This is a genomic window from Terracoccus luteus (assembly GCF_003635045.1).
GTDB classification, from domain to species: domain Bacteria; phylum Actinomycetota; class Actinomycetes; order Actinomycetales; family Dermatophilaceae; genus Terracoccus; species Terracoccus luteus.
In genome coordinates, this window is record NZ_RBXT01000001.1 from 2294720 (window position 1) to 2315271 (window position 20552).

A 20552-nucleotide genomic window follows, 5' to 3' on the forward strand; every position below is an offset into this window, starting at 1 on the left:
GACATGTCCGTCGCCGTCCTGCCCACCCGTGACGAGATGCTCACGGCCCTCTCGAAGGTCAACGACCCCGAGATCCGCAAGCCCATCACCGAGCTGGGGATGATCAAGTCGGTCGAGGTCGACGAGGCCGGCCGGGTCGACCTCGCCATCTTCCTCACCGTCTCCGGGTGCCCGATGAAGGAGACGCTGACGAAGGACTCCAGCGCGGCCCTGCTCGCGCTCGAGGGCGTCACGTCCGTCGCCGTGGAGCTCGACGTCATGAGCGACGAGCAGCGGGCCGATCTGCGCCAGCAGCTGCGGGGCGGCGCCCCGGAGAAGGAGATCCCCTTCGCGAGGGCGAGCAGCCTGACCCGCGTCTACGCGGTCGCGTCCGGCAAGGGCGGGGTCGGCAAGTCGTCGGTCACCGTCAACCTCGCCGCCTCGCTCGCCGCTCAGGGTCTGCGCGTCGGGGTCGTCGACGCCGACGTCTACGGCTTCTCGGTGCCGCGCATGCTCGGCGTCGAGCAGCGCCCGACCCAGGTCGACGACATGATCCTGCCGCCCATCAGCCACGACGTGAAGATCATCTCGATCGGCATGTTCGTCCCGGGCAACCAGCCCGTCGTGTGGCGCGGGCCGATGCTGCACCGCGCCTTGCAGCAGTTCCTCGGCGACGTCTTCTGGGGCGACCTCGACGTGCTGCTCCTCGACCTGCCGCCCGGCACCGGTGACATCGCCATCTCCGTGGCCCAGCTCGTGCCCAACGCGGAGATCCTCGTCGTCACCACCCCGCAGCAGGCGGCGGCCGAGGTGGCCGAGCGCGCCGGCTCGATCGCCCTGCAGACCCACCAGCGGGTGGCCGGGGTCATCGAGAACATGAGCTGGCTCGAGCTGCCCGACGGCACCCGTCAGGAGATCTTCGGCTCCGGCGGCGGCCAGCGCGTGGCCGACTCGCTCTCGACGAGCATCGGTGCGCCCGTCGCCCTGCTGGGTCAGATCCCGCTCGACCCGCGGCTGCGCGAGGGTGGCGACAACGGCATCCCGGTCGTGCTCTCGGAGCCCGACTCCGCGGCGGCCGTCGCGCTGCGCGGCATCGCCAGGGGACTGGCCACGCGGGCCCGCGGACTCGCGGGGCGCTCGCTCGGCCTCACCCCCGCCGGCCGCTGACCGGCATCCCCTCACCCCGCAGGTCGGGGACTGGCCTTTCGACGGTGCCTATTTGGCCTCTCGACGGGGGGGTGGGGGCCCGGGGAGGTCAGGTGGCCTCGGAGTCCCACGGGGTCGGGACGAGCGGGTCGTGCCCCCTGGGGGCGCTGACCGGCTTGTCGGCCGGCTCACGCTGGTCGGGCTCGTCGTCGTCGGTCGCGTTGAGGGCGTCGCGGACGATCTTGCGCGGGTCGTACTGACGCGGGTCGTAGGCCTTCCAGTCGACCTCGGAGAACTCCGGGCCCATCTCGTCCTTGAGCTGGTCGCGGGCGCGGTCGGCGAGCGATCGGGCCTGTCGCACGAGCTTGCCGAACTTCGCGGCGTACTCGGGCAGCCGTTCGGGGCCGAGCACGAGGATCGCGAGGATGCCGAGCAGCAGCAGCTCCCACCCGTTGATGTCGAACACTGTCTCTGCCTTTCGCGCGCCGGACTGCTCGCCATCGTAGGGGTGGCGCGCGAGCTCACTTCTGGTCGGGGTCTGCCTCGAGGGTCATCCGCAGCTTGACGTCCTGCCCGCCTCGCCGGACCGTGAGGCTGACGGTGTCGCCGACGGCGCGGGCGCGGATGGAGACGATGAGCTGATCGGGGGTGCGCACGCGCTTGCCCTCGAAGCCGGTGATGACGTCGCCGGGCTGCACGCCCGCCTTGGCGGCCGGGCCACCCGCGACGACGGCGTCGGACTGGTCGACGACCTGGGCACCCTCGCCGCTGAAGGTGCGGTCGAGGGAGACGCCGATGACGGGGTGGGTCGCCTTGCCCGTGGCGATGAGCTGGTCGGCGGTGCGCCGGGCCTGGTCGCTCGGGATGGCGAAGCCGAGCCCGATGTTGCCGCCGGTCGTGCCGCTCGTGCCCGGCACCCGGGCGATGGCGGAGTTGACGCCGATGACCTTGCCGGACAGGTCGAGCAGCGGGCCGCCGCTGTTGCCCGGGTTGATCGCCGCGTCGGTCTGGATGGCGTTGATGTACGACGACTCACTGCCGGTGCCGGGGGTGACGGGGCGGTTGAGGGCGCTGACGATGCCGGTCGTCACCGTCTGCTCGAGCCCCAGCGGGGCGCCGACGGCGATGACCTGGTCACCGACGACGATCTGGTCGCTCTCGCCGAGCACGAGCGGGGTCAGGTCGGTGCGGGCGAGCTTGAGCACGGCGAGGTCGTAGCTGACGTCGCGCCCGACGATGGTCGCCTTCTCGGTGTCGCCGTTGCTCAGCACGACCTCGATGTCGCCGCCGGACGCACCCGCCTCGACGACGTGGTTGTTCGTGAGGACGTGGCCCTTGGCGTCGACGACGAAGCCGGAGCCGGTGCCCGAGCCCTCGCTGCCGCCGTCGACCTTGATGGTGACGACGCTGGGCAGGGCCGTGGCGGCGATGTTCGCGACCGAGCCCGCGGGCCGGGCCGTCGCGCCGGGGCCAGGCTCCGGGAGGGTCGACCCGGCGAGGTTGACGCGGTCGTCGGCCAGCTGGCCGGCCACCCCGCCGACGACGCCGGAGAGGAGGCACAGGCCGACGACGCCGGCCACGAGCGTCCCGCGACGACGGCCGGGAGGGGCGGCCGTGACCGGGGGCCCGTACGCGGACGGGTCGGTGCCCCAGCCACCCGGGGCGCCCTGGGCAGTCGCCGGCCCGGACGCTGCACCGAGGCCGGCCCGGTAGCCCTGCGTCGGGCCGCCGGCCGTCGGGGCTGCGACGGCCGACATCGGTGAACCCTGGCCGGGCGCGCTGGCTGTCGCGGCGGCGGTCGGCGGGGCGTAGGCGGCGCGGTGGGCCGCCTCGTCCTCGGCGTCGGCCCGGTCGCTGCCCCACGGCGCGTCGGCCCGGGCAGGCACGCCCGCGCCCTCGGTCGGGTGCTCGGGCGCGAAGCGGTCGAACCACCCGGCGGAGTCGTCGCGACCGGGGTCGCCACCGGCGTCGTCGTGCGGGGTGTCGCCATGGCTGGCCCCGGCGCCGGGGGCCGGCGCCGCCTGCGGGATGGCCTGGGTGCTACCGACGTCGATGACCCCCGTCGGCTCGGACTGCGCGGCCGGAGGATGGGGGGTGGACGCGCCCGCCTCGGGCTCGTCGCCGGGGCGGGTGCTCGCGTCGGTCATCTCGTCTTCTCTGCCGAAGGGGTCACGGAGCGGGCGGCCACGCCCGGCTCACCGCGTGCATACCCCGTCCGGACGAGCCAGTACGACGCGGGCAACCCGGTCGAGGCGCTGCCCTCACCGGCGCTAGTCGACCCGGCCCGGGCCCGCGGCGGTGCGTTGACCCTGCTCGAGACGGTCGAGCCGATGGCCGCGCCCACGGACGAACCGCCCGACGAGCCCGAGACGCTGACCGGCCCGCTGACCGGCCCGCTGACCGGCACGGCCGACGACCCGACGGCTGAGCTCGTCGTGGCCCCGATGCCGGCCAGCCCGAGGGCGGCCGCCCCCGTGACGCCCGGGCGGGCCGCGGTGACGGGACCGCGGGCGGTGCCGGGAAGGGGCGCGACGGCGAGGCCCCAGGCCGCCGCGACGGACGCACCGGCGGCGATGGAGGCGACCACAGCCGCCCGCACCGGCGAGCGGTGCAGCGGGGGTGAGGTCGGAGCCACGGTGGGCACGGGCGCGTGGGGCGAGGCGACCGGCATCCGGTCGAGACGGTCGAGGAAGGACGGGGTGGGCACCGGGGGCACCGACCGTCCGTCGGGCGCACCCCGCAGGGGGGACGGGCCGGAGCCGAAGGCGGCGAGCGCACCCGACGAGTGACCCTCGGCCGGGATGCTGTCGGGCTCGGCGGCGAGGCCGACGCCGAGGCCCATGAGGGAGGAACGCAGGCTCATCGGCACCCCGCCGGTGTCGCTGCGGAGGGCGGCGACGATGCGTCGCTCCTGCTCGGCCGCGGCCCGGCACAGCTCGCAGCACACGAGGTGCCGGTCGAACATGTGCAGCATCGCCTCGGGCAGCGCCCGGTCGACGTAGGCCCGGACGTAGCCGCGCAGGTGTGGCGTCATCCCCGTCTCACCCCTCCATCAGCGCGTGCCCGCCGCCACGCGGCGACCCGGCAGGCGCAGCCCGGTGCGGCGGCCCTCGGGGGCGGCCACGGTCTCGGGGGCACGGTGGGCGAGGGCCTCGCGCAGCTGGGCGCGGCCCCGGTGGATGCGCGAGCGCACGGTTCCGAGCTTGACGCCGAGCGTCGCGCTGATCTCCTCGTAGGACAGACCCTCGATGTCGCACAGCACGACGGCGGCGCGGAACTCCGGAGCCAGGGCGTCGAGCGCGCGCTGTACGTCGTCGTCGAACCGGGCGTCGTGGTACGTCTGCTCAGGGCCCTTCTCGCCGCTGGGAAGCCGGCCGGCGGCGTCCTCGGGCAGCGAGTCGAAGCGGATGCGCTGCTTGCGGCGCATCTTGTCGAGGAACACGTTCGTCGTGATGCGGTGCAGCCAGCCCTCGAAGGTGCCGGGCTGGTAGCTGTGCAGCGAGCGGAAGACGCGCACGAAGACGTCGTGCGTCAGGTCTTCCGCGTCGTGCGGGTTGCCCGTGAGGCGGTAGGCCAGGCGGTACACCCGGGCCGAGTGCTGCTCGACGATCTCCTCCCACGTGGGCGGCGTCCACGGCGCGTCGGGCACGTCGCTCCCGCCGCTCGTCGCCGGGGTGGTTGCAGTGGTCGTCACGCTGAACAGCGCCTTTCGGTGGGGTCCTGCCGGGGTCAACGCCCGTGCTCGTCCGTTCGTTCCCCCCAAACGTGCCCGTTCGCGGTCTCAGGCACCCATCGTTTCACTGTGAATCACCTGTGGATGCCGATGAGCCGGCCCCGGCGCCCTCGACCGACTGCGTGCCGCCGTCGTCGGGGCTCGCCTCGTGGCCGCGGCGACCGTGGGTGCGCCGGTCCTGCTTCATCTCCGCCTCGAAGAGATGGCGCCGGCCACCGACGAGGCGCTGTCGGGCGTCGGCCTCGAGGCGCCTGAAGTCGGTGTAGTAGCCGTCGTCGTACTCCTCGACGACCTGGAAGGTCCACCGGCCCTGCACGACGTTGCGCCCGACGAGCTCTTCTTCGAGCCGGTCGGCGAGCACGCCCAGCTCGGTGTCGCCGGAGTCGCGCATGAGGTCGACCGCCTCGCCGAGGGTCAGGTCGGCCTGGCCGGACAGCCGGTGGAAGCCGTAGAGGTGGCCACGTGCGTCCTCGACCACCTCGAGCGCCTCGGACAGCTTGCCCAGGGCCTCGACCGTGGCGTCCGTGACCCCGTCGGGGCGGCGGTGCTCCGGGGTGGGCTGCTCGGTCGCGTCAATGCCCTGGGGCGTGTCGGTGGCCATGACGACACGCTAGGCGAGGCCACCGACAACGGCACCGGCAGAAGCATCGGCAGAAGCACCGGCAAGAGCACCGACAAGAGCACCGGCAGCGGCCCCGGTCGTCGGTACGGACGGCGGCAGGGCGGCATCCGGCACGGCACTAGGCTTGTCGCCATGAGTACGCAGAAGGTCGCCGCCTGGTCGCACGCCGAGACGTTCGTCGCCCCGAGCGAGCACGTCGAGGCCGCCGCCCGACGCGGCGAGCAGCTGGGTGCGGCCCCCGTGCCCGACGGAACGGGTGCGGTGCTGCAGGTCCTCGCGGCCGCCATCGGCGCCCGCGCCGTGATGGAGGTCGGCACCGGGGCAGGGGCTTCCGGCCTGTGGCTGCTCGGCGGCATGCCGGCCGACGGCATCCTCACGACGATCGACCTCGAGACCGAGAACCAGCGCGCGGCGCGCGAGGCCTTCGCGGCCGCCGGTGTCGCCCACCAGCGCACCCGCGTCATCGCCGGCCGGGCGCTCGACGTGCTCCCCCGCATGACCGACGGCGCCTACGACCTCGTCGTCGTCGACGCCGACCGCGCCGAGTACCCGGAGTACGTCGAGCAGGCCGCCCGCCTCCTGCGCACGGGCGGCACGCTCGCCCTCACGTGGTCCGACCGGGAGTCCGACCCGGCCAACCGCGACGACGAGACACGCACCCTGCGCGAGGTGGGCCGGTCGCTGCGCGAGCGCAGCGACTTCCTCGTCTCGCTGCTGCCCGTGGGCGACGGCCTGCTCGTCGCCGTCAAGCGCTGACCCGGAGCCCCCGGCACCCCCGCACGACGAAGGGCCCCCGACCGCTGCGGTCGGGGGCCCTTCGTCGTCCGCCGCGGCCCGTGCGAGCCCGGCGGACACCGTCAGTTGACGCCGTCGCAGCCCTGGATGGCGTCGCGCAGGTTCGCAGCCTCGTCGGGGGTCATCTCGACGACGAGCCGGCCGCCACCTTCGAGGGGCATGCGCAGCACGATGCCGCGACCCTCCTTGACGACCTCGAGCGGCCCGTCACCGGTCCTCGGCTTCATTGCTGCCATGGTTCCCCTTCCATAGGAATGGCGTGATCTGACGTCCATTATTCCGTGTGCCCGTCGGCCGTACCTAATCGGGTTGTGACCGCGGCCACGTCGCCCCGTCGAGGGCGTCCGTCGACGGCCGTCGGCGCGGTGGGACAGAGTGTGGCCATGAGCGACACACAGCCACAGCAGGGTCCGGGCGAGGATGCCGGGCCGGTCCGTCTCGAGGTCGACGCGGGGGTGGCGTGGGTGCGCCTGCACCGCCCCGAGGCGATGAACAGCCTCGACCTCGGGCTCAAGCAGGCCCTGCTCGCGACGCTGCAGCGGGTGGCCGACGACCCCGGCGTCCGCTGCGTCGTGCTCACCGGCGACGGGCGCGCCTTCTGCGTCGGACAGGACCTCAAGGAGCATGTCCGCTCGCTGGCCGACCCCGACTCGCGCCTGTCGACGACGGTGACCGAGCACTACAACCCGATCGTGCTGCTGCTGGCGACGATGGCCAAGCCGGTCGTCGCGGCCCTCAACGGCGTCGCGGCCGGGGCCGGGCTCAGCTTCGCCCTCGCCTGCGACGTGCGGGTGGCCGCCCGCAGCGCTGGGCTCAACACGGCCTTCGCCGGCATCGCCCTGTCGTGCGACTCCGGGGCCTCGTGGGCGCTGCCGCGCCTCGTCGGGCCCGCCAGGGCCAAGGAGCTGCTGCTGCTACCGCGCACCGTGCCCGCCGAGGAGGCCCTCGCGATGGGGCTCGTCACGCAGGTCGTCGACGACGACGCGCTCGAGGCGACCGTCCGCGAGCTGGCCACGACGCTCGCCGCCGGGCCGACCCTCGCCTACGGGTCCATCCGGCGGGCGGTGGCCTTCAGCGCCGGCGTCGGTCTCGCCGACGCCCTCGACAACGAGGCCCAGCTGATGGCCCTCACCGGCGCGAGCAGCGACCACCGGGCCGCGGTCGACGCGTTCCTGGCCAAGCGGCCGCCGGAGTACACCGGTCGGTGACCGTCGCGCCCGGGGCGACGCGGGCGCCCGGATGCCGTCGCCCGCCCGTCCGGGGTCACGGCGGGTAGTCGCTCGGCGGCACGAACCGCCACAGCTCGTCGGTCCACCAGTACTGGCCCCAGACGAAGAGCACGAGCAGCGGCAGGGTGCGCACGAGCACGCGCACCCAGCCGTTGCCGCGCCGGTCCACCCAGCCGGCGCCGACCATGACGACGAGCAGCGGGAACAGCGGCACGAGGTAGCGGAAGAGGCTCGTGAACGGGTCGAGCACGGCGCCGAGGTAGAGCGGGTAGCCGAGCGACCACGTGCGCAGGTCGGCCCCGAGCCCGCGGGCCCAGGGCCCGGCGACCATGGCGACGAGGACGACCGGGATGGCCACGAGCACGAGGCGCCCCTGCTGGCCGCCGAGCAGGTCGGTGGCCCGGTCGAGCCACGGCCGGAAGGGCTCGATCGAGGCGTAGCCGCGCCAGGCCGACATCGTGTCGGTGTAGGCCGAGCGGCTGCCGGTGCGCGCCCAGGCCACCGCCGGCCAGAGCAGCCCGGCCACGCCGCACCCGACGAGGGCGGCGAGCATCGACGCGTACGTCCCACGAGTGATGGGCGCGGTGCGGCGCCGGCGCCACCGCAGCACGACGACGACGAGGGTGACGAGCCCGAGCGGCACGCCGATGGGCCGCGACAGCCCGACGAGCACGGCCACCCCGGTGGCGACGAGCCACCGCTCCCGCGACAGGGCGAGTAGGTAGGCGACAAGCAGCAGCACGGCCAGCGACTCGGTGTAGGCCAGCTGCAGCGTCACCGACGCGGGGAAGGTCGCCCACAGCACGACGACCGCGAGCGCCGCGGGGTCACCGATGCGCGGACGAAGGAGCAGGCCCATGAGCACCGCCGCGCCGACGCCGCAGAGCAGCGCGACCGTCGACCCGGCGACGGGGAACGAGGCCCCCGTGACGGCCATGACGGCGCGGGCCGCGAGTGGGAACAGGGGGTAGAAGGCCCACGGGTTCTGGGCGACCTGGCCGCCGTCGGCAACGGGCAGGGTGTCGGGGTACCCGCGCTCGGCGATCCGCTGGTACCACTGGCCGTCCCAAAGGGCGGTGAAGGGGAAGTACGTCACCGGCACGTCGTCGCCGCCGGTCATGCCGCTCGGCGCCTGGTGGGGCAGGACGGCGAGCAGGATCGTCGTCGTCACGACGCGGCACAGTGCATAGAGCACGACGACCCACAGCACGAAGGTGCGCCCGCGCAGCAGCGCGGGTCGCGAGGCCGCGGTCATCGCGTGGATGCCGGCGGTGTGGCCTCCCGGGCACCCGCGGGCTCCCCGGCATCCTGCGTCTGCGTCGAGCCGTCGGCCTCAGGGGGCTCGGTGGGCTCGGTGGGCTCGGCGGGCTCGGCAGGCTCGACCGGCCCCTCGGTGGGGGCCGCGAAGCCGTCGCCGCGCAGGACGGCGATCTGCTCGTCCTTCTCGCGCAGCTCGCGCCGCAGCCGGTCGAGGACGCCGTCGACCTGGGTCATCCGGTAGCCGCGGGCGCCGACGTCGAAGGTGAGGGCGTCGAGGTCGGCGTCGGTGAGGGTCTGCTCGGGCAGCGGCTCGTGCCGCAGGCTCGCGGTCGGGCGGCCCATGCCGCCGGCCCCGACGAGGCCGAGCAGCAGCGCGACGACGCCGCACAGCACTACGACGCCGACGAGCAGGATGAACCACGTCACGGGGCCTGCTCCTCCGGCTGCGCGTGGCTGCGGATGACCTCGATGGCCTCGGCCGGGCTGTCGGTCAGGGTGAGGCGGTCGAGGTCGTCGGGGCCGATCATGCCGGCCGTCAGCACGGTGTCGCGCAGCCAGTCGATCATCCCGCCCCAGTAGTCGCTGCCGAGCAGCACGACCGGGAACCGGGTGACCTTCTGCGTCTGCGCGAGCGTGACCGCCTCGAACAGCTCGTCGAGGGTGCCGAAGCCGCCGGGCAGCACGACGAAGCCCTGCGCGTACTTGACGAACATCGTCTTGCGGGCGAAGAAGTAGCGGAAGTTGACGCCGAGGTCGACGTACTCGTTGAGGCCCGTCTCGAAGGGCAGCTCGATGCCGAGCCCGACCGAGGTGCCCTTGGCCTCGAACGCGCCCTTGTTGGCCGCCTCCATCGCGCCGGGGCCACCGCCGGTGATGACGGCGTAGCCCGCCTCGACGAGCCGCCGCCCCACCTCGACGCCGAGGGCGTAGCTGGGGTCGTCGCGACGCGTGCGGGCCGAGCCGAACACCGCTACCGCGGGGCCGAGGTCGGCCAGCGCGCCGAAGCCCTCGACGAACTCGGACTGGATGCGCATGACCCGCCACGGGTCGGCGTGCAGCCAGTCGGCGGGCGCCGTCGTGTCGAGCAGCCGCTGGTCGGTCGTGGTGGCGGGCACCTGGCCGCGCCGCAGCGTCACCGGCCCCGTCTGCCGGCGCCGGCTCGTGCCCCCCGAGGGCGTCTCGTCGCTCACACAGGCCACCCTAAGCGGCGCCCGGGCCCGTCCGGATGCCGGTCGGCCGCGTCGGCGTGGTCGGCGCGCCCCGCGGTCGGGGCCCTCAGCGCAACCAGCGCAGCAGGGCGGCCTCGGCGTCGACGTACTGCTGCACGGGGCAACGCTCGTCGTCCATGTGGGCGAGGTTGGGGTCGCCGGGGCCGTAGTTGACGGCCGGGACGCCGAGGGCCGAGAAGCGGGCGACGTCGGTCCAACCCTCCTTCGGGCCGACGGAGACGCCGAGCGCGTCGACGAACGCCTTGGCCGCCGGCAGGTGCAGGCCCGGGCGGGCGCCGTCCGCGGCATCCCCGAGGGTGGTCTCGAAGCCGTCGAACACCTCCTGCACGTGGGCGAGGGCCGCGGCGGTGTCCTTGTCGGGCGCGTACCGGTAGTTGACGGTGACGGTGCACCGGTCGGGCACGACGTTGCCGGCGATGCCGCCGCTGATGCCCACCGCCTGCAGCGCCTCGTGGTAGTCGAGGCCGTCGACGGTGACGGTGCGGGCCTCGTAGGCGGCGAGGCGCGAGAGCACGACGGCGGCGTCGTGGATGGCGTTGTGGCCCTTCCACGGCCGGGCGCTGTGCGAGGCCACGCCCGTGGTCGTCACGTCCACGCGCATCGTGCCCTTGCACCCGCCCTCGACGGCGCCGTCGGTGGGCTCAAGCAGGACGGCGAAGTCGCCCTGCAGCAGCTCGGGGCGGGTGGCGCCGACGCGGGCGAGGCCGTTGAACTCGCCGTCGATCTCCTCGCACTCGTAGAACAGGAAGGTGAGGTCGCGGGCCGGCTCGGTCGCCTGGGCGGCGATGCGCAGCATGACGGCCACGCCACCCTTCATGTCGACCGTGCCGCGCCCCCACAGCTCGTCGCCCTCTCGCCGGGTCGGCAGGTTGGGCACGGCGGTGAGCGGGACGGTGTCGATGTGCCCGGCCAGCACGACCCGCTCGGCACGGCCGAGGTTCGTGCGGGCCACGACGGTGTTGCCGTCGCGGACGACCTCGAGGTGGGCCAGCGGCGCCAGGGCGGCCTCGACGGCGTCGGCGAGGGCGGCCTCGCCCCGGCTGACCGACTCGATGTCGCAGACGGCGGCTGTCAGGGTCGTCACGTCGGCGGTGAGGTCGAGGGCGGGCGCGGGGGCCAGGTCGGGCAGCGGCATGCCCCGAGGCTAGCGGCCGGTCGGGGTGGACACCGGGCGGCCGGCCCCTCGCCCTCCCCTAGCCTTGGACCCATGTCCGACGAGCGCACCGCCTGGGGCTTCGGCCTCGCCACGACGACCCCCTCGGGGCAGGTGCTCGACACCTGGTACCCGTCGCCCGCCCTCGGCGCGGTCCCCGCCGACGCCGCCGTGCCCGATGAGCTGGCGGCCTTGGCCGGCGCCGACGAGCTGCGCGACGTGCGCCTCGAGGTCGTCCGCGTGAAGGTCGACCTCGACGCGGCGCCGCAGGGCGCGAGCGACGCCTACCTGCGCCTGCACCTGCTCTCGCACTGCCTCGTGCGACCCAACGAGCTCAACCTCGACGGCCTCTTCGGCGCCCTGAGCAACGTCGTCTGGACGAGCGCGGGCCCGTGCGCGGTCGACGGCTTCGAGCGGACGCGGGTGCGGCTCCGGGCGCGCGGGCACGTCGCCGTGTACGGCGTCGACAAGTTCCCCCGCATGACCGACTACGTCGTGCCCCCGGGCGTGCGCATCGCCGACGCCGACCGCGTGCGCCTCGGCGCCCACCTCTCCCCCGGCACCACCGTCATGCACGAGGGCTTCTGCAACTTCAACGCCGGCACGCTCGGCACCTCGATGGTCGAGGGGAGGATAGTGCAGGGCGTCGTCGTCGGAGACGGATCCGACGTCGGGGCGGGCGCCTCGATCATGGGCACGCTGTCGGGCGGTGGCACCGAGCGGGTCAGCATCGGCGAGCGGTGCCTCATCGGCGCCAACGGCGGCATCGGCATCGCCCTCGGTGACGACTGCGTCGTCGAGGCGGGCCTCTACGTGACCGCCGGCACCAAGGTGACCCTCCCCGACGGAACCGTCGTCAAGGCCAGGTCGTTGTCGGGGTCCAGCAACATCCTCTTCATCCGCAACAGCGTCACCGGCGCCGTCGAGGCCCGCGACCGCGCGGGCACCGGCATCACGCTCAACGCGGCGCTCCACGCCAACTGACACGCCAACTGACGCGCCGCAGCACCGACCGGAAGGACCCCGTGACCAGCCGAGCCCGCCGCCGCCGACGTGGCTGGCTCGTGCTGCCGGTCGTCGTCGGGGTTCTCGGCGCGGGCGCGTGGGCGGGTACCCACCTCGTGAGGTCGGTGCAGTCCCCCGAGTGCACCATCACGGCATCCGGTGTGACGGAGACGTTCGACCCCGACCAGACGGCGAACGCGGCGCTGATCGCGGCCATCGCGGTCGAGCGGGGGATGCCGGCCCGCGCGGCCACGATCGCCCTGACCACCGCGTTCCAGGAGTCGAAGATCCGCAACCTGCGGTTCGGCGACCGCGACTCGCTCGGCCTCTTCCAGCAGCGACCGAGCCAGGGCTGGGGCACCGAGCAGCAGATCCTCGACCCCGTGCACGCGACGAACGCCTTCTACGACGCCCTCGTGAAGTTCAAGGGCTACGAGAACGCCGACATCACGACGATCGCCCAGCGGGTGCAGCGCAGCGGCTTCCCCGAGGCCTACCGCGACCACGAGGGCCAGGGGCGCGTGCTCGCCTCGACGCTGACCGGCTACTCCCCCGCGGGCCTGACGTGCCGCCTCGACCCGGCGACCGACCACGCGAAGCCGTCGACGGTCGCCGCCGACCTGCGCGAGCAGATGGGCGTCACCCGCTCGACGGCCGGCGCCGGCACCCTGACCGTCACGGCCGCGGACGAGCGGCAGGCCTGGGCGGTCGGCCACTGGGCCGTGGCCCGCGCCGAGACGTACGGCGCGACCAAGGTCTCCGTCGGCGCCCGCACGTGGGACCGCGACGCCGGGGCCGACGGCTGGTCGGACGGCGCCGCGACGACCACGGTCACCGTCACCCTGCGCTGACCCCGCCGCATCCGGCCCTCCGTCGGCGGACGTCCTCCCGCACCGCCCCTGGGGCGACTGACTCGAACGAACCGTTCGAGGTCGAACACGTCGGCGGAGGTCGAACGCCTCGGTGCACCGGCGCGTTCGGTACCCAACCATGAGTTCGGCACCGAACGACGCGTTCGAGGCGGTCACCCGAGGGGGCAGCCGGCATCCGGAAACGACGACGACACCGGACGCGTGCGTCCGGTGCCGTCGGGGGTGGTGCGGTGGTGCGAGGTTGGGCTCAGACGCCCGGGTAGCTGCGCTCCGGCGAGCCGGTGTAGATCTGGCGCGGGCGGCCGATCTTGGTCTCCGGGTCGTTCATCATCTCGCGCCACTGGGCGATCCAGCCCGGCAGGCGCCCGATGGCGAAGAGCACGGTGAACATCTTCGACTCGAAGCCCATGGCCTTGTAGATGAGGCCGGTGTAGAAGTCGACGTTCGGGTAGAGCTTCCGCTCGACGAAGTAGTCGTCGGCGAGGGCGATCTCCTCGAGGCCCTTCGCGATGTCGAGCAGCGGGTCGTTCTGGCCGAGCTTCTCGAGCACCTCGTCGGCGTACTTCTTGACGATGGCCGCGCGCGGGTCGTAGTTCTTGTAGACCCGGTGCCCGAAGCCCATGAGGCGGACGCCGTCCTCCTTGTTCTTCACCTTCTCCATGAAGGCCTTGGGGTCGTCGCCCGACGCGTGCAGCTTGCCGAGCATCTCGAGCACGGCCTGGTTGGCGCCGCCGTGCAGCGGGCCGGACAGGGCGTGGATGCCGGCGGACACTGAGTTGAAGAGGTTGGCGTGGGCCGAGCCCACGAGCCGCACCGTCGACGTCGAGCAGTTCTGCTCGTGGTCGGCGTGGAGGATGAAGAGCAGGTCGAGGGCCTTGGCGACGGTCGGGTCGACCTCGTAGGGCTCGACGGGGTAGCCGAACGTCATCCGCATGAAGTTCTCGACGAACGACAGCGAGTTGTCGGGGTACATGTACGGCTGGCCGATGCTCTTCTTGTGGGCCATCGCCGCGATGGTCGGCACCTTGGCGAGCAGGCGCACGGTCGAGATCTCGACCTGCTCCTGGTCGAAGGGGTCGAGGCTGTCCTGGTAGAACGTGCCGAGGGCCGAGACGGCCGAGCTGAGCACGGGCATCGGGTGCGCGTCGCGGGGGAAGCCGTTGAAGAAGGCCCGGAGGTCCTCGTGCAGCATCGTGTGCCGACGGATGTTGTCCTCGAAGCGCGAGAGCTCCTCGGGCGCGGGCAGCTCGCCGTAGATGAGCAGGTACGCGACCTCGGTGAAGGTCGAGTGCTCGGCGAGCTGGTCGATCGGGTAGCCGCGGTAGCGCAGGATGCCGGCGTCGCCGTCGATGTAGGTGATGTCGCTCTTGCACGAGGCCGTGTTGACGAACCCCGCGTCGTAGGTGACGAGGCCCGTGTCCTTGAGCAGCGAGCCGACGGACAGACCGTCGTTGCCCTCGACGGCCTTGACGCCCGGGAAGGTGAGCTCCTTGTCGGCGACCTTGACGGTCGCGTCCACTGGCGTGGTCACTGCGTATCGCCTCCTCTGGTCCGGACCGTGCGTCGGACCTGTTCGCGAGCGACGTTACCCCAGCGCGGGCGCCCGCATAAAAGCGGCCTCAGCGGGCGAGGCGGTCGGCCGCCTCGGCGATCCGTTCGTCGGTCGCCGTCAGCGCGATGCGGACGTGGCGGTGACCCGCCGGGCCGTAGAACGAGCCCGGGGCGACGAGCACCCCACGGTCGGCGAGCGCCTCGACCGTGGCCCAGCAGTCCTCGTCGCGGGTCGACCAGAGGTAGAGCCCGGCCTCCGAGCCCTCGACGCGCAGCCCGAACGCCTCGACCGCCGGCAGCAGGGTCTCGCGGCGGCGACGGTAGACCTCCCGCTGCGCGGCCACGTGCTCGTCGTCGCGCAGGGCGACGGCCATGGCACGCTGCACCGGGGCGGGCATGATCATGCCGGCGTGCTTGCGCACCTCGAGCAGGGCGCCGACGAGGGCGGGGTCGCCCGCCACGAACGCGGCGCGGTAGCCCGCGAGGTTGCTCTGCTTCGATAGCGAGTAGACGGTGAGCAGCCCGCTCAGGTCGCCCCCCGTCACGTCGGGGTGCAGCAGGCTCGGGGTGCTCTGCCCGTCGTGACCCGGTCGCCAGTCGAGCTCGGCGTAGCACTCGTCGCCGGCGACGACGACGCCGTGCTCACGGGCCCAACCGACGACCTTGCGCAGGTGCTCGACCCCGAGCACGCGGCCGTCGGGGTTGCCGGGGCTGTTGAGCCACAGCAGCTTCGGCGTCGTGGACGCGGTCGGCGGACCGAGAGCGGTCAGCGAGTCGACCGGCACGGCCGTCGCGCCGGCGAGGCGGGCGCCGATGTCGTAGGTCGGGTAGGCGACCGACGGGTGGCCGACGACGTCACCGGGCTCGAGGCCGAGCAGCGTCGGCAGCCAGGCCACGAGCTCCTTGCTGCCGATGGTCGGCAGGACGGCATCCGGAGTGAGCCCAGGCACGCCACGGCGACGGGCGAACCACTCGCAGATGGCCACCCGGAGGTCGGGAGTGCCCGAGGTCAGCGGGTAGCCGGGGGCATCGACGGCGTCGGCCAAGGCCCGGCGCACCACCTCGGGGGTGGGGTCGACGGGCGTCCCGACCGAGAGGTCGACGATGCCACGGTCTTGGTCCCCCGCCCGCGCCTTGTAGGGGGCGAGCGAGTCCCACGGGAAGTCGGGGAGGCCGAGCGGCTTCAGTGCCGGCTCACTCGTCGTGCTCCTGCGGGGGCAGGGCCGCCACGAGCGGGTGGTCCTTGTCGATGACGCCCATCTTCGCGGCGCCGCCGGGGCTGCCGAGGTCGGTGAAGAACTCGACGTTCGCGTTGTAGTAGTCGGCCCACTCCTCGGGGACGTCGTCCTCGTAGTAGATGGCCTCGACGGGGCACACCGGCTCGCAGGCACCGCAGTCGACGCACTCGTCGGGGTGGATGTAGAGAGAGCGGTTGCCCTCGTAGATGCAGTCGACCGGACACTCCTCGATGCAGGCCCTGTCCTTGAGGTCGACGCACGGCTGGGCGATGACGTAGGTCATGGGGGCGGGGACCTCCTGCAGGGGCTGCGCTCGGGTGGTTCTGACGGTCACGACTGCGCGCCTCGTACCCGGTCGGGACCGGCCCGAGACGCCGCACCTAGTATGCCGGACATGACTGGCGCGACCCCTGCCGACCCCACCGGTGAGACGGCGTCGGGGGTGCGCGCGGGCCACCGGCTGACCGAGCACCTCACCGTCGGCGGGCGGGTCTCCGTGCGCCACCGCCTCCCGGCCTCCGCCGGAGCGGCCGGAGCCGCCGGGTGGGCCACCGACGTCGTCGGCGAGCTCGTCTCTCGCGACGACGACACGCTCGTCGTCATGGGCCGGTCCGGCCCTGTCCCGGTGCGGCGCGCCGACGTCGTCGCGGCCAAGGACGTGCCCCCGCCGCCCTCGCGCCCCGGGCCCGCCCACCGGCGCATCGGCGTCGACGACCTGCAGCGCCTCATGGACCGCGGGTGGCCCGCCACCGACGCCCGTGACCTCGGCGACTGGCGACTGCGCTTCGCCGGTGGGTTCACCGGGCGCGCCAACTCCGTTCTCGCCGTTGGTGATCCGCGGATGCCGGTCGGGGGGGCCGTCGACGCCGCGGAGGCGTGGTACGCCGAGCGGGACGCCCCGGCCCTGTTCCAGGTCGTCGGCGAGAGCGGCTTCGACCCGGCCGGTACGCCGCTCGGCGCCGAGCTGGTGTCGCGCGGCTACGTCGTCGGCGGCGGACGCCCCGACTGGGAGCGTGTGCTCGTCATGACGGCCCTCGCCGACGACATCCCGGCCCTGACCGAGCAGTCGGCTCGCGTCGTCGCCGACGCCACCCTCACCCCCGAGTGGCTCATGACCTACGGCGAGCAGCGGTCCGTCGTCCCCGGGGTCACCGAGTCGGTGCTCACCGGCTGCGACGGCCTCTTCATGTGGGTGCGCGACCCGGACACCCACCGCATGGTCGCCCTCACCATGGCGACCGTGCAGACCGGCTGGTCCGGCGTCTTCGGCCTCTGGGTGCACCCCGACCACCGGCGCCGCGGCCTCGCCCGCGACCTCACCGCCGCCGTCGGCATGCTCGCCCGCGGCAAGCAGCTGCCCGCCGTCTACCTGCAGGTGTCGGCCGACAACGCCGCCGCGCGAAGTCTGTACGAGTCGATGGGGTTCGGCGTCCACCACGAGTACAGCTACCTGCGCCGACCCTGACCCCCTCGCCACGCGCCGCGTGGCACCCGGTCCGACACCGGGCCGCGGCGCGCGGTGTCAGGGTGTCACGGCGTCACGGCGCGCAGCGGACGGTGTCCTGCGGCTCGTAGTGCGTCGTGACCGGCTCGCTGCGCACCGGAGGCGTGCCGGCCGGCGCCCCGGCGGGGACGAGCTGCCGGGTGACGGTGATGTCGAAACCGGGGCTCCCGGCCTGCGCCCGGCAGCCGGCGCCACGCTCGGTGACGACCGTCGAGGGGACGACGGCCGTGCGGGCCCCGGCGACGGTGCGGACGTCGAAACGCCTGGTGCCCCAGAGCCGCCCGTGCACGCGGTCGCCGTCGACCCACACCTGCAGGAGCATGCCGTGGGGTGAGTCGTTCGTGAAGCTGACGTCGCCCTCGGGCCAGGTCAGCGCCGACTCGCGCCCCGCCGGGTAGCGCGGGTCGAAGCTCCACCGCGAGCTGGACGACACGAGCTGGGCGCCCGCGCCCCACGCGAGGTTGTACACGACGGTCGCGACCTGCGAGGCACCTTCCTGGCCGGTGACCGGCACCTTCCCGACGAGGGCCCGGCCGAGGCTGAAGGTCGTGGCGGGGGCCACGAAGGTGCCGTTGAGCGCGGCGGCGGCCCGGACGGCATCCGCCCGCCTGGTCGTGTCGCCCGCGGGGAGCACGGAGACGAACTCGCCCACGACGGAGCCGACCCCGGACGCCTGGGCCTGGAGCGTGGTGAGGGCGGGGGTCGCCGTCGTCGGCGTCACGGTGACCGTGCGCCGGCCGCTGCCGACCGCCGCGACGACCGCCTTCGTCGCGGCGTCGATGTCGAGGGCGCTGCCGTCGGTCGACGGCAGGACCTTCGGCCGACCGTTGCCCGGCTCGAACGTCCACCGCGCCGGCACCGCGCGCCTGGTCGGCACGACGAGCCGCGAGGCCACGAGCGCGCTCACGGCCTTCGCGTCGACCCTCGGCGTCAGCCCTCCCCTGCCGTCGGCCACGACGGTGACGGCCGGGGCGAGGTCCGCGGGGGTCAGCTCGACCCGCGTGGGCCCCGACACGAGCGTCACCGGCAAGGACATCGCCGTGGTGGCGAAGCCGTTCGCGACCGACTGGATGGTGGTGGCCGGGGTGCGCGGCGCGATCGCGCGCACGACGGCCTCGGCGGTCGTCGTGTCGGGGAAGGCCCGCCGCACGGCCAGCTTCGTCGCCGTCACGTCGAGGGCGCGACCGGATGCCGGGAGGGCCACGACCACACGGCCGTCGGGGAAGGTGATCCCACCCTCGCGCGGGCTGACGGCCACGGCCGTCTTCAGCGCGGTGACCGCGGCGGTGAGCCGGTCGTCGTCGACGCTCGTCAGCAGCGGCAGCTCGACGCTGCCGGCGAGCCGCGACCAGATCGTCGTCGGGTCGAGGCTGAAGCCGACGAGGCCGTCGAGCGACCGCTCGACGTCGACCCGCAGGCCGGCGTCACGAGGGACGACCTGCACCGGGTCGCCGCCCGGGACGTCGAGCACGATCGGGGTCGCGAGCACCCCGGTGGTGGCGCGGGTGAGGGTCGCGGCGGCCTCGTCGGGGCTGCGGCCTCCGAGCTGCACGCCGCCGACCGACACGGTGTTGGGCAGGTGCGTCGAGCTCCACCAGGCGACGCCGACGTAGGCGCCGCCGAGGACGAGCATGGTGACGAGCAGTCGCAGCACCGTGGCCCGCCGGTCGCGGCGCCGGGCGTCGTCGCCCCACGGGTCGGGGTCGTCGGGCTCGTACCGGTCGGTGTGATCGACGAAGGCGGATCGGGCCATGCGGGTCGCTCCGTGCTGGTGGGGCCGGTGGTGCGTGCTCCGGGTGGCCTCCCTCGGGGCGGGCGTCGCCGGTGTGGGACGACGGTAGCCCCGCGCCGCCCGCGCGGCGGTGAGGCGCCCCGCAGGCCGCGGGCGCGACGCCGATGTGCCCCCTGTCCACATCGCCTCCGGTTCACTACCCTCGACGACGTGCACCGCATCTTCACGACGAGTGTCGCCGCTGTCTACCCCGCCTACGTCGCCAAGGTCGAGCGCAAGGGGCGCACGAAGGCCGAGCTCGACGAGGTCGTCGAGTGGCTGACCGGTTACGACGACGCCGCCCTGCGACGCCACCTCGACGCCGGGACGACCTTCGAGGAGTTCTTCGGCGCCGCCCACCTCAACCCGAACGTCTCCGCGATCACGGGGACGGTGTGCGGCATCCGGGTCGAGACGATCGAGGACCCGCTCATGCAGCAGATCCGCTGGCTCGACAAGCTCGTCGACGAGCTGGCCAAGGGTCGCCCCATGGCCAAGGTGCTGCGGCCCCATCCGGCCTAGTCGAGCAGCCCGGGTCGTGACGTCCCCGTGCGGGCGGCCGGCGACGCAGGGGCGCCACCACCGTGCGCCGGCTCCCACGTGCGGGGGTCGACGAGCCGGAAGCCCTCCCGGTCGCTCGACCGGGCCGCGACGAGGTTCGACAGCGCGTAGAGCTCCTCGTCGGCGACGACCACCTGGGTGGCGTGCGCCCGCAGGGCGTGGTTCTTCACCGCGCGGGCGGCGAGGTCGACGACGGCGTGGCTCACGTCGGCGTCCGGCACCACCGACGGGGTGAACGGCGCGTCCGCCTCCGGCGGGACGAGACGGTGGCCGCGGACGACGAGCCGGTCGGGGGCGCTCGCCCGCACCGCGTCGCGGTCGTCCCGGGCCCACGAGCGCGGCGTGACGATCTCGAGCACGCGGGCGGGCAGCCCGGCGTCGTCGAGGCGCTGCATAGCGGCCCGGGTGGCCCGGTGGGCCTGCACGTGGTCGGGATGTTCGTAGCCGCCGAACCGGTCGTAGGTCACCACGACGTCGGGGCGCAGGCGGCGCACGACGTCTGCGACGAGCGCCCCCGGGCCGTCGGGGGCGCCCGGGTCCGCGGCCGCGAAGGCCTCCGGGCGCGCGGCGGCGGCCGAGCCCACCATGCCGGAGTCGCGGTAGCGGGGCGCTCCCCCTCGGTCACTGTCGCCGAGCAGGTGGCCGGTGACACCGAGGCGGCGCAGCGCCTCGGCCAGCTCGTCGCGCCGGTACGGGCCGAGCAGGTCGTCGGGGTGCCCCTCGAGGTGCGCCAGGTCGGGCGGGATGACCTCGCCCTCCTCCCCCAGGGTGCACGTCAGGACGTGGACGTCGTCACCGCGGGCCACGTGGTGGGCCAGGGCGACGCCGCACGTCAGCGTCTCGTCGTCGGGGTGGGCGTGCACGAACAGCAGGCGGGACACCCCGGCATCCTCTCAGGACGACG

22 protein-coding genes are annotated in these 20552 nt (G+C 73.9%); 7 read left to right on the forward strand and 15 right to left on the reverse strand.

Annotation, left to right across the window (positions count from 1 at the left end; translation table 11 throughout):
* Positions 1-3 precede the first annotated feature (3 nt).
* Positions 4-1146, forward strand: coding sequence for an Mrp/NBP35 family ATP-binding protein (locus DFJ68_RS10350; protein WP_121032953.1), 1143 nt, complete (start codon positions 4-6; stop codon positions 1144-1146).
* Positions 1147-1234: 88 nt separating this feature from the next.
* Here DFJ68_RS10350 and DFJ68_RS10355 read toward each other — a convergent pair whose 3' ends face one another.
* The 5 genes from DFJ68_RS10355 to DFJ68_RS10375 all read right to left on the reverse strand — a co-directional run bounded on the left by DFJ68_RS10355 (position 1235) and on the right by DFJ68_RS10375 (position 5459).
* Positions 1235-1591, reverse strand: coding sequence for a twin-arginine translocase TatA/TatE family subunit (locus tag DFJ68_RS10355; protein ID WP_121032955.1), 357 nt, complete (start codon positions 1589-1591; stop codon positions 1235-1237).
* A gap of 55 nt (positions 1592-1646) precedes the next feature.
* Positions 1647-3272, reverse strand: coding sequence for a trypsin-like peptidase domain-containing protein (locus tag DFJ68_RS10360; RefSeq protein WP_121032957.1), 1626 nt, complete (start codon positions 3270-3272; stop codon positions 1647-1649).
* Positions 3269-4159 carry an anti-sigma factor family protein gene (locus DFJ68_RS10365; RefSeq protein WP_121032959.1) on the reverse strand — a complete coding sequence of 297 codons (891 nt, stop codon included), beginning with the start codon at positions 4157-4159 and terminating at the stop codon, positions 3269-3271. The genes DFJ68_RS10360 and DFJ68_RS10365 overlap by 4 nt, the downstream gene beginning before the upstream one ends.
* Positions 4160-4177: 18 nt before the next feature.
* Entirely contained in the window at positions 4178-4819 is a 642-nt protein-coding gene (gene sigE, locus DFJ68_RS10370) for an RNA polymerase sigma factor SigE (RefSeq protein WP_121032961.1), read from the reverse strand.
* A 103-nt stretch (positions 4820-4922) separates the two neighbouring features.
* Entirely contained in the window at positions 4923-5459 is a 537-nt protein-coding gene (locus DFJ68_RS10375) for a hypothetical protein (protein WP_121032963.1), read from the reverse strand.
* Positions 5460-5612: 153 nt separating this feature from the next.
* On the opposite strand from DFJ68_RS10375, the gene DFJ68_RS10380 reads away from it, so the two are divergent.
* Positions 5613-6236, forward strand: coding sequence for an O-methyltransferase (locus tag DFJ68_RS10380; protein WP_121032965.1), 624 nt, complete (start codon positions 5613-5615; stop codon positions 6234-6236).
* 101 nt (positions 6237-6337) lie between these two features.
* On the opposite strand, the gene DFJ68_RS10385 is transcribed toward DFJ68_RS10380, so the two are convergent.
* Positions 6338-6511: a DUF3117 domain-containing protein gene (locus tag DFJ68_RS10385; protein WP_121032967.1), complete on the reverse strand. Its 174-nt coding sequence runs from the start codon at positions 6509-6511 to the stop codon at positions 6338-6340.
* 147 nt (positions 6512-6658) lie between these two features.
* Here DFJ68_RS10385 and DFJ68_RS10390 point away from each other — a divergent pair, with 147 nt between their 5' ends.
* Positions 6659-7483 carry an enoyl-CoA hydratase/isomerase family protein gene (locus tag DFJ68_RS10390; RefSeq protein ID WP_121032969.1) on the forward strand — a complete coding sequence of 275 codons (825 nt, stop codon included), beginning with the start codon at positions 6659-6661 and terminating at the stop codon, positions 7481-7483.
* A gap of 55 nt (positions 7484-7538) precedes the next feature.
* Here the strand turns inward: DFJ68_RS10390 and DFJ68_RS10395 are convergent, their stop codons facing one another.
* The 4 genes from DFJ68_RS10395 to dapE form a co-directional block, all read right to left on the reverse strand.
* Positions 7539-8759, reverse strand: coding sequence for a hypothetical protein (locus tag DFJ68_RS10395; RefSeq protein ID WP_121032971.1), 1221 nt, complete (start codon positions 8757-8759; stop codon positions 7539-7541).
* Positions 8756-9190 carry a DivIVA domain-containing protein gene (locus DFJ68_RS10400; RefSeq protein WP_211333333.1) on the reverse strand — a complete coding sequence of 145 codons (435 nt, stop codon included), beginning with the start codon at positions 9188-9190 and terminating at the stop codon, positions 8756-8758. Before DFJ68_RS10400 ends, DFJ68_RS10395 begins: the two co-directional genes overlap by 4 nt.
* A complete protein-coding gene (locus DFJ68_RS10405) occupies positions 9187-9954 on the reverse strand; it encodes an LOG family protein (RefSeq protein ID WP_121032973.1) in 768 nt (255 codons plus the stop codon). The genes DFJ68_RS10400 and DFJ68_RS10405 overlap by 4 nt, the downstream gene beginning before the upstream one ends.
* A gap of 85 nt (positions 9955-10039) precedes the next feature.
* Positions 10040-11128 carry a succinyl-diaminopimelate desuccinylase gene (gene dapE / locus DFJ68_RS10410; protein WP_121032975.1) on the reverse strand — a complete coding sequence of 363 codons (1089 nt, stop codon included), beginning with the start codon at positions 11126-11128 and terminating at the stop codon, positions 10040-10042.
* A 72-nt stretch (positions 11129-11200) separates the two neighbouring features.
* Between dapE and dapD the strand changes: the two genes are divergently transcribed.
* Together dapD and DFJ68_RS10420 are read left to right on the forward strand one after the other, a co-directional pair.
* Entirely contained in the window at positions 11201-12130 is a 930-nt protein-coding gene (gene dapD / locus DFJ68_RS10415) for a 2,3,4,5-tetrahydropyridine-2,6-dicarboxylate N-succinyltransferase (RefSeq protein WP_121032977.1), read from the forward strand.
* Positions 12131-12171: 41 nt separating this feature from the next.
* The gene (locus tag DFJ68_RS10420; protein ID WP_121032979.1) at positions 12172-13002 is read left to right on the forward strand and encodes a hypothetical protein; all 831 of its coding nucleotides are present in this window, start codon (positions 12172-12174) and stop codon (positions 13000-13002) included.
* Positions 13003-13270: 268 nt separating this feature from the next.
* Here DFJ68_RS10420 and DFJ68_RS10425 read toward each other — a convergent pair whose 3' ends face one another.
* The 3 genes from DFJ68_RS10425 to fdxA all read right to left on the reverse strand — a co-directional run bounded on the left by DFJ68_RS10425 (position 13271) and on the right by fdxA (position 16095).
* Positions 13271-14542, reverse strand: coding sequence for a citrate synthase (locus DFJ68_RS10425; protein WP_121032981.1), 1272 nt, complete (start codon positions 14540-14542; stop codon positions 13271-13273).
* 100 nt (positions 14543-14642) lie between these two features.
* A complete protein-coding gene (gene dapC / locus DFJ68_RS10430) occupies positions 14643-15761 on the reverse strand; it encodes a succinyldiaminopimelate transaminase (RefSeq protein WP_121035286.1) in 1119 nt (372 codons plus the stop codon).
* Positions 15762-15768: 7 nt separating this feature from the next.
* The gene (fdxA, locus tag DFJ68_RS10435) at positions 15769-16095 is read right to left on the reverse strand and encodes a ferredoxin (RefSeq protein WP_121035287.1); all 327 of its coding nucleotides are present in this window, start codon (positions 16093-16095) and stop codon (positions 15769-15771) included.
* 111 nt (positions 16096-16206) lie between these two features.
* Between fdxA and DFJ68_RS10440 the strand changes: the two genes are divergently transcribed.
* Positions 16207-17277 carry a GNAT family N-acetyltransferase gene (locus tag DFJ68_RS10440; protein WP_147431560.1) on the forward strand — a complete coding sequence of 357 codons (1071 nt, stop codon included), beginning with the start codon at positions 16207-16209 and terminating at the stop codon, positions 17275-17277.
* Between the two features lie 73 nt (positions 17278-17350).
* Here DFJ68_RS10440 and DFJ68_RS18960 read toward each other — a convergent pair whose 3' ends face one another.
* Entirely contained in the window at positions 17351-19069 is a 1719-nt protein-coding gene (locus DFJ68_RS18960; RefSeq protein ID WP_121032985.1) for a VanW family protein, read from the reverse strand.
* A 189-nt stretch (positions 19070-19258) separates the two neighbouring features.
* Between DFJ68_RS18960 and DFJ68_RS10450 the strand changes: the two genes are divergently transcribed.
* Entirely contained in the window at positions 19259-19609 is a 351-nt protein-coding gene (locus tag DFJ68_RS10450; RefSeq protein WP_121032987.1) for a DUF2200 domain-containing protein, read from the forward strand.
* Here the strand turns inward: DFJ68_RS10450 and mshB are convergent.
* Positions 19606-20529: an N-acetyl-1-D-myo-inositol-2-amino-2-deoxy-alpha-D-glucopyranoside deacetylase gene (gene mshB / locus DFJ68_RS10455; protein WP_121032989.1), complete on the reverse strand. Its 924-nt coding sequence runs from the start codon at positions 20527-20529 to the stop codon at positions 19606-19608. The two genes, DFJ68_RS10450 and mshB, sit on opposite strands and share 4 nt — an antisense overlap.
* Positions 20530-20552: the final 23 nt, after the last annotated feature.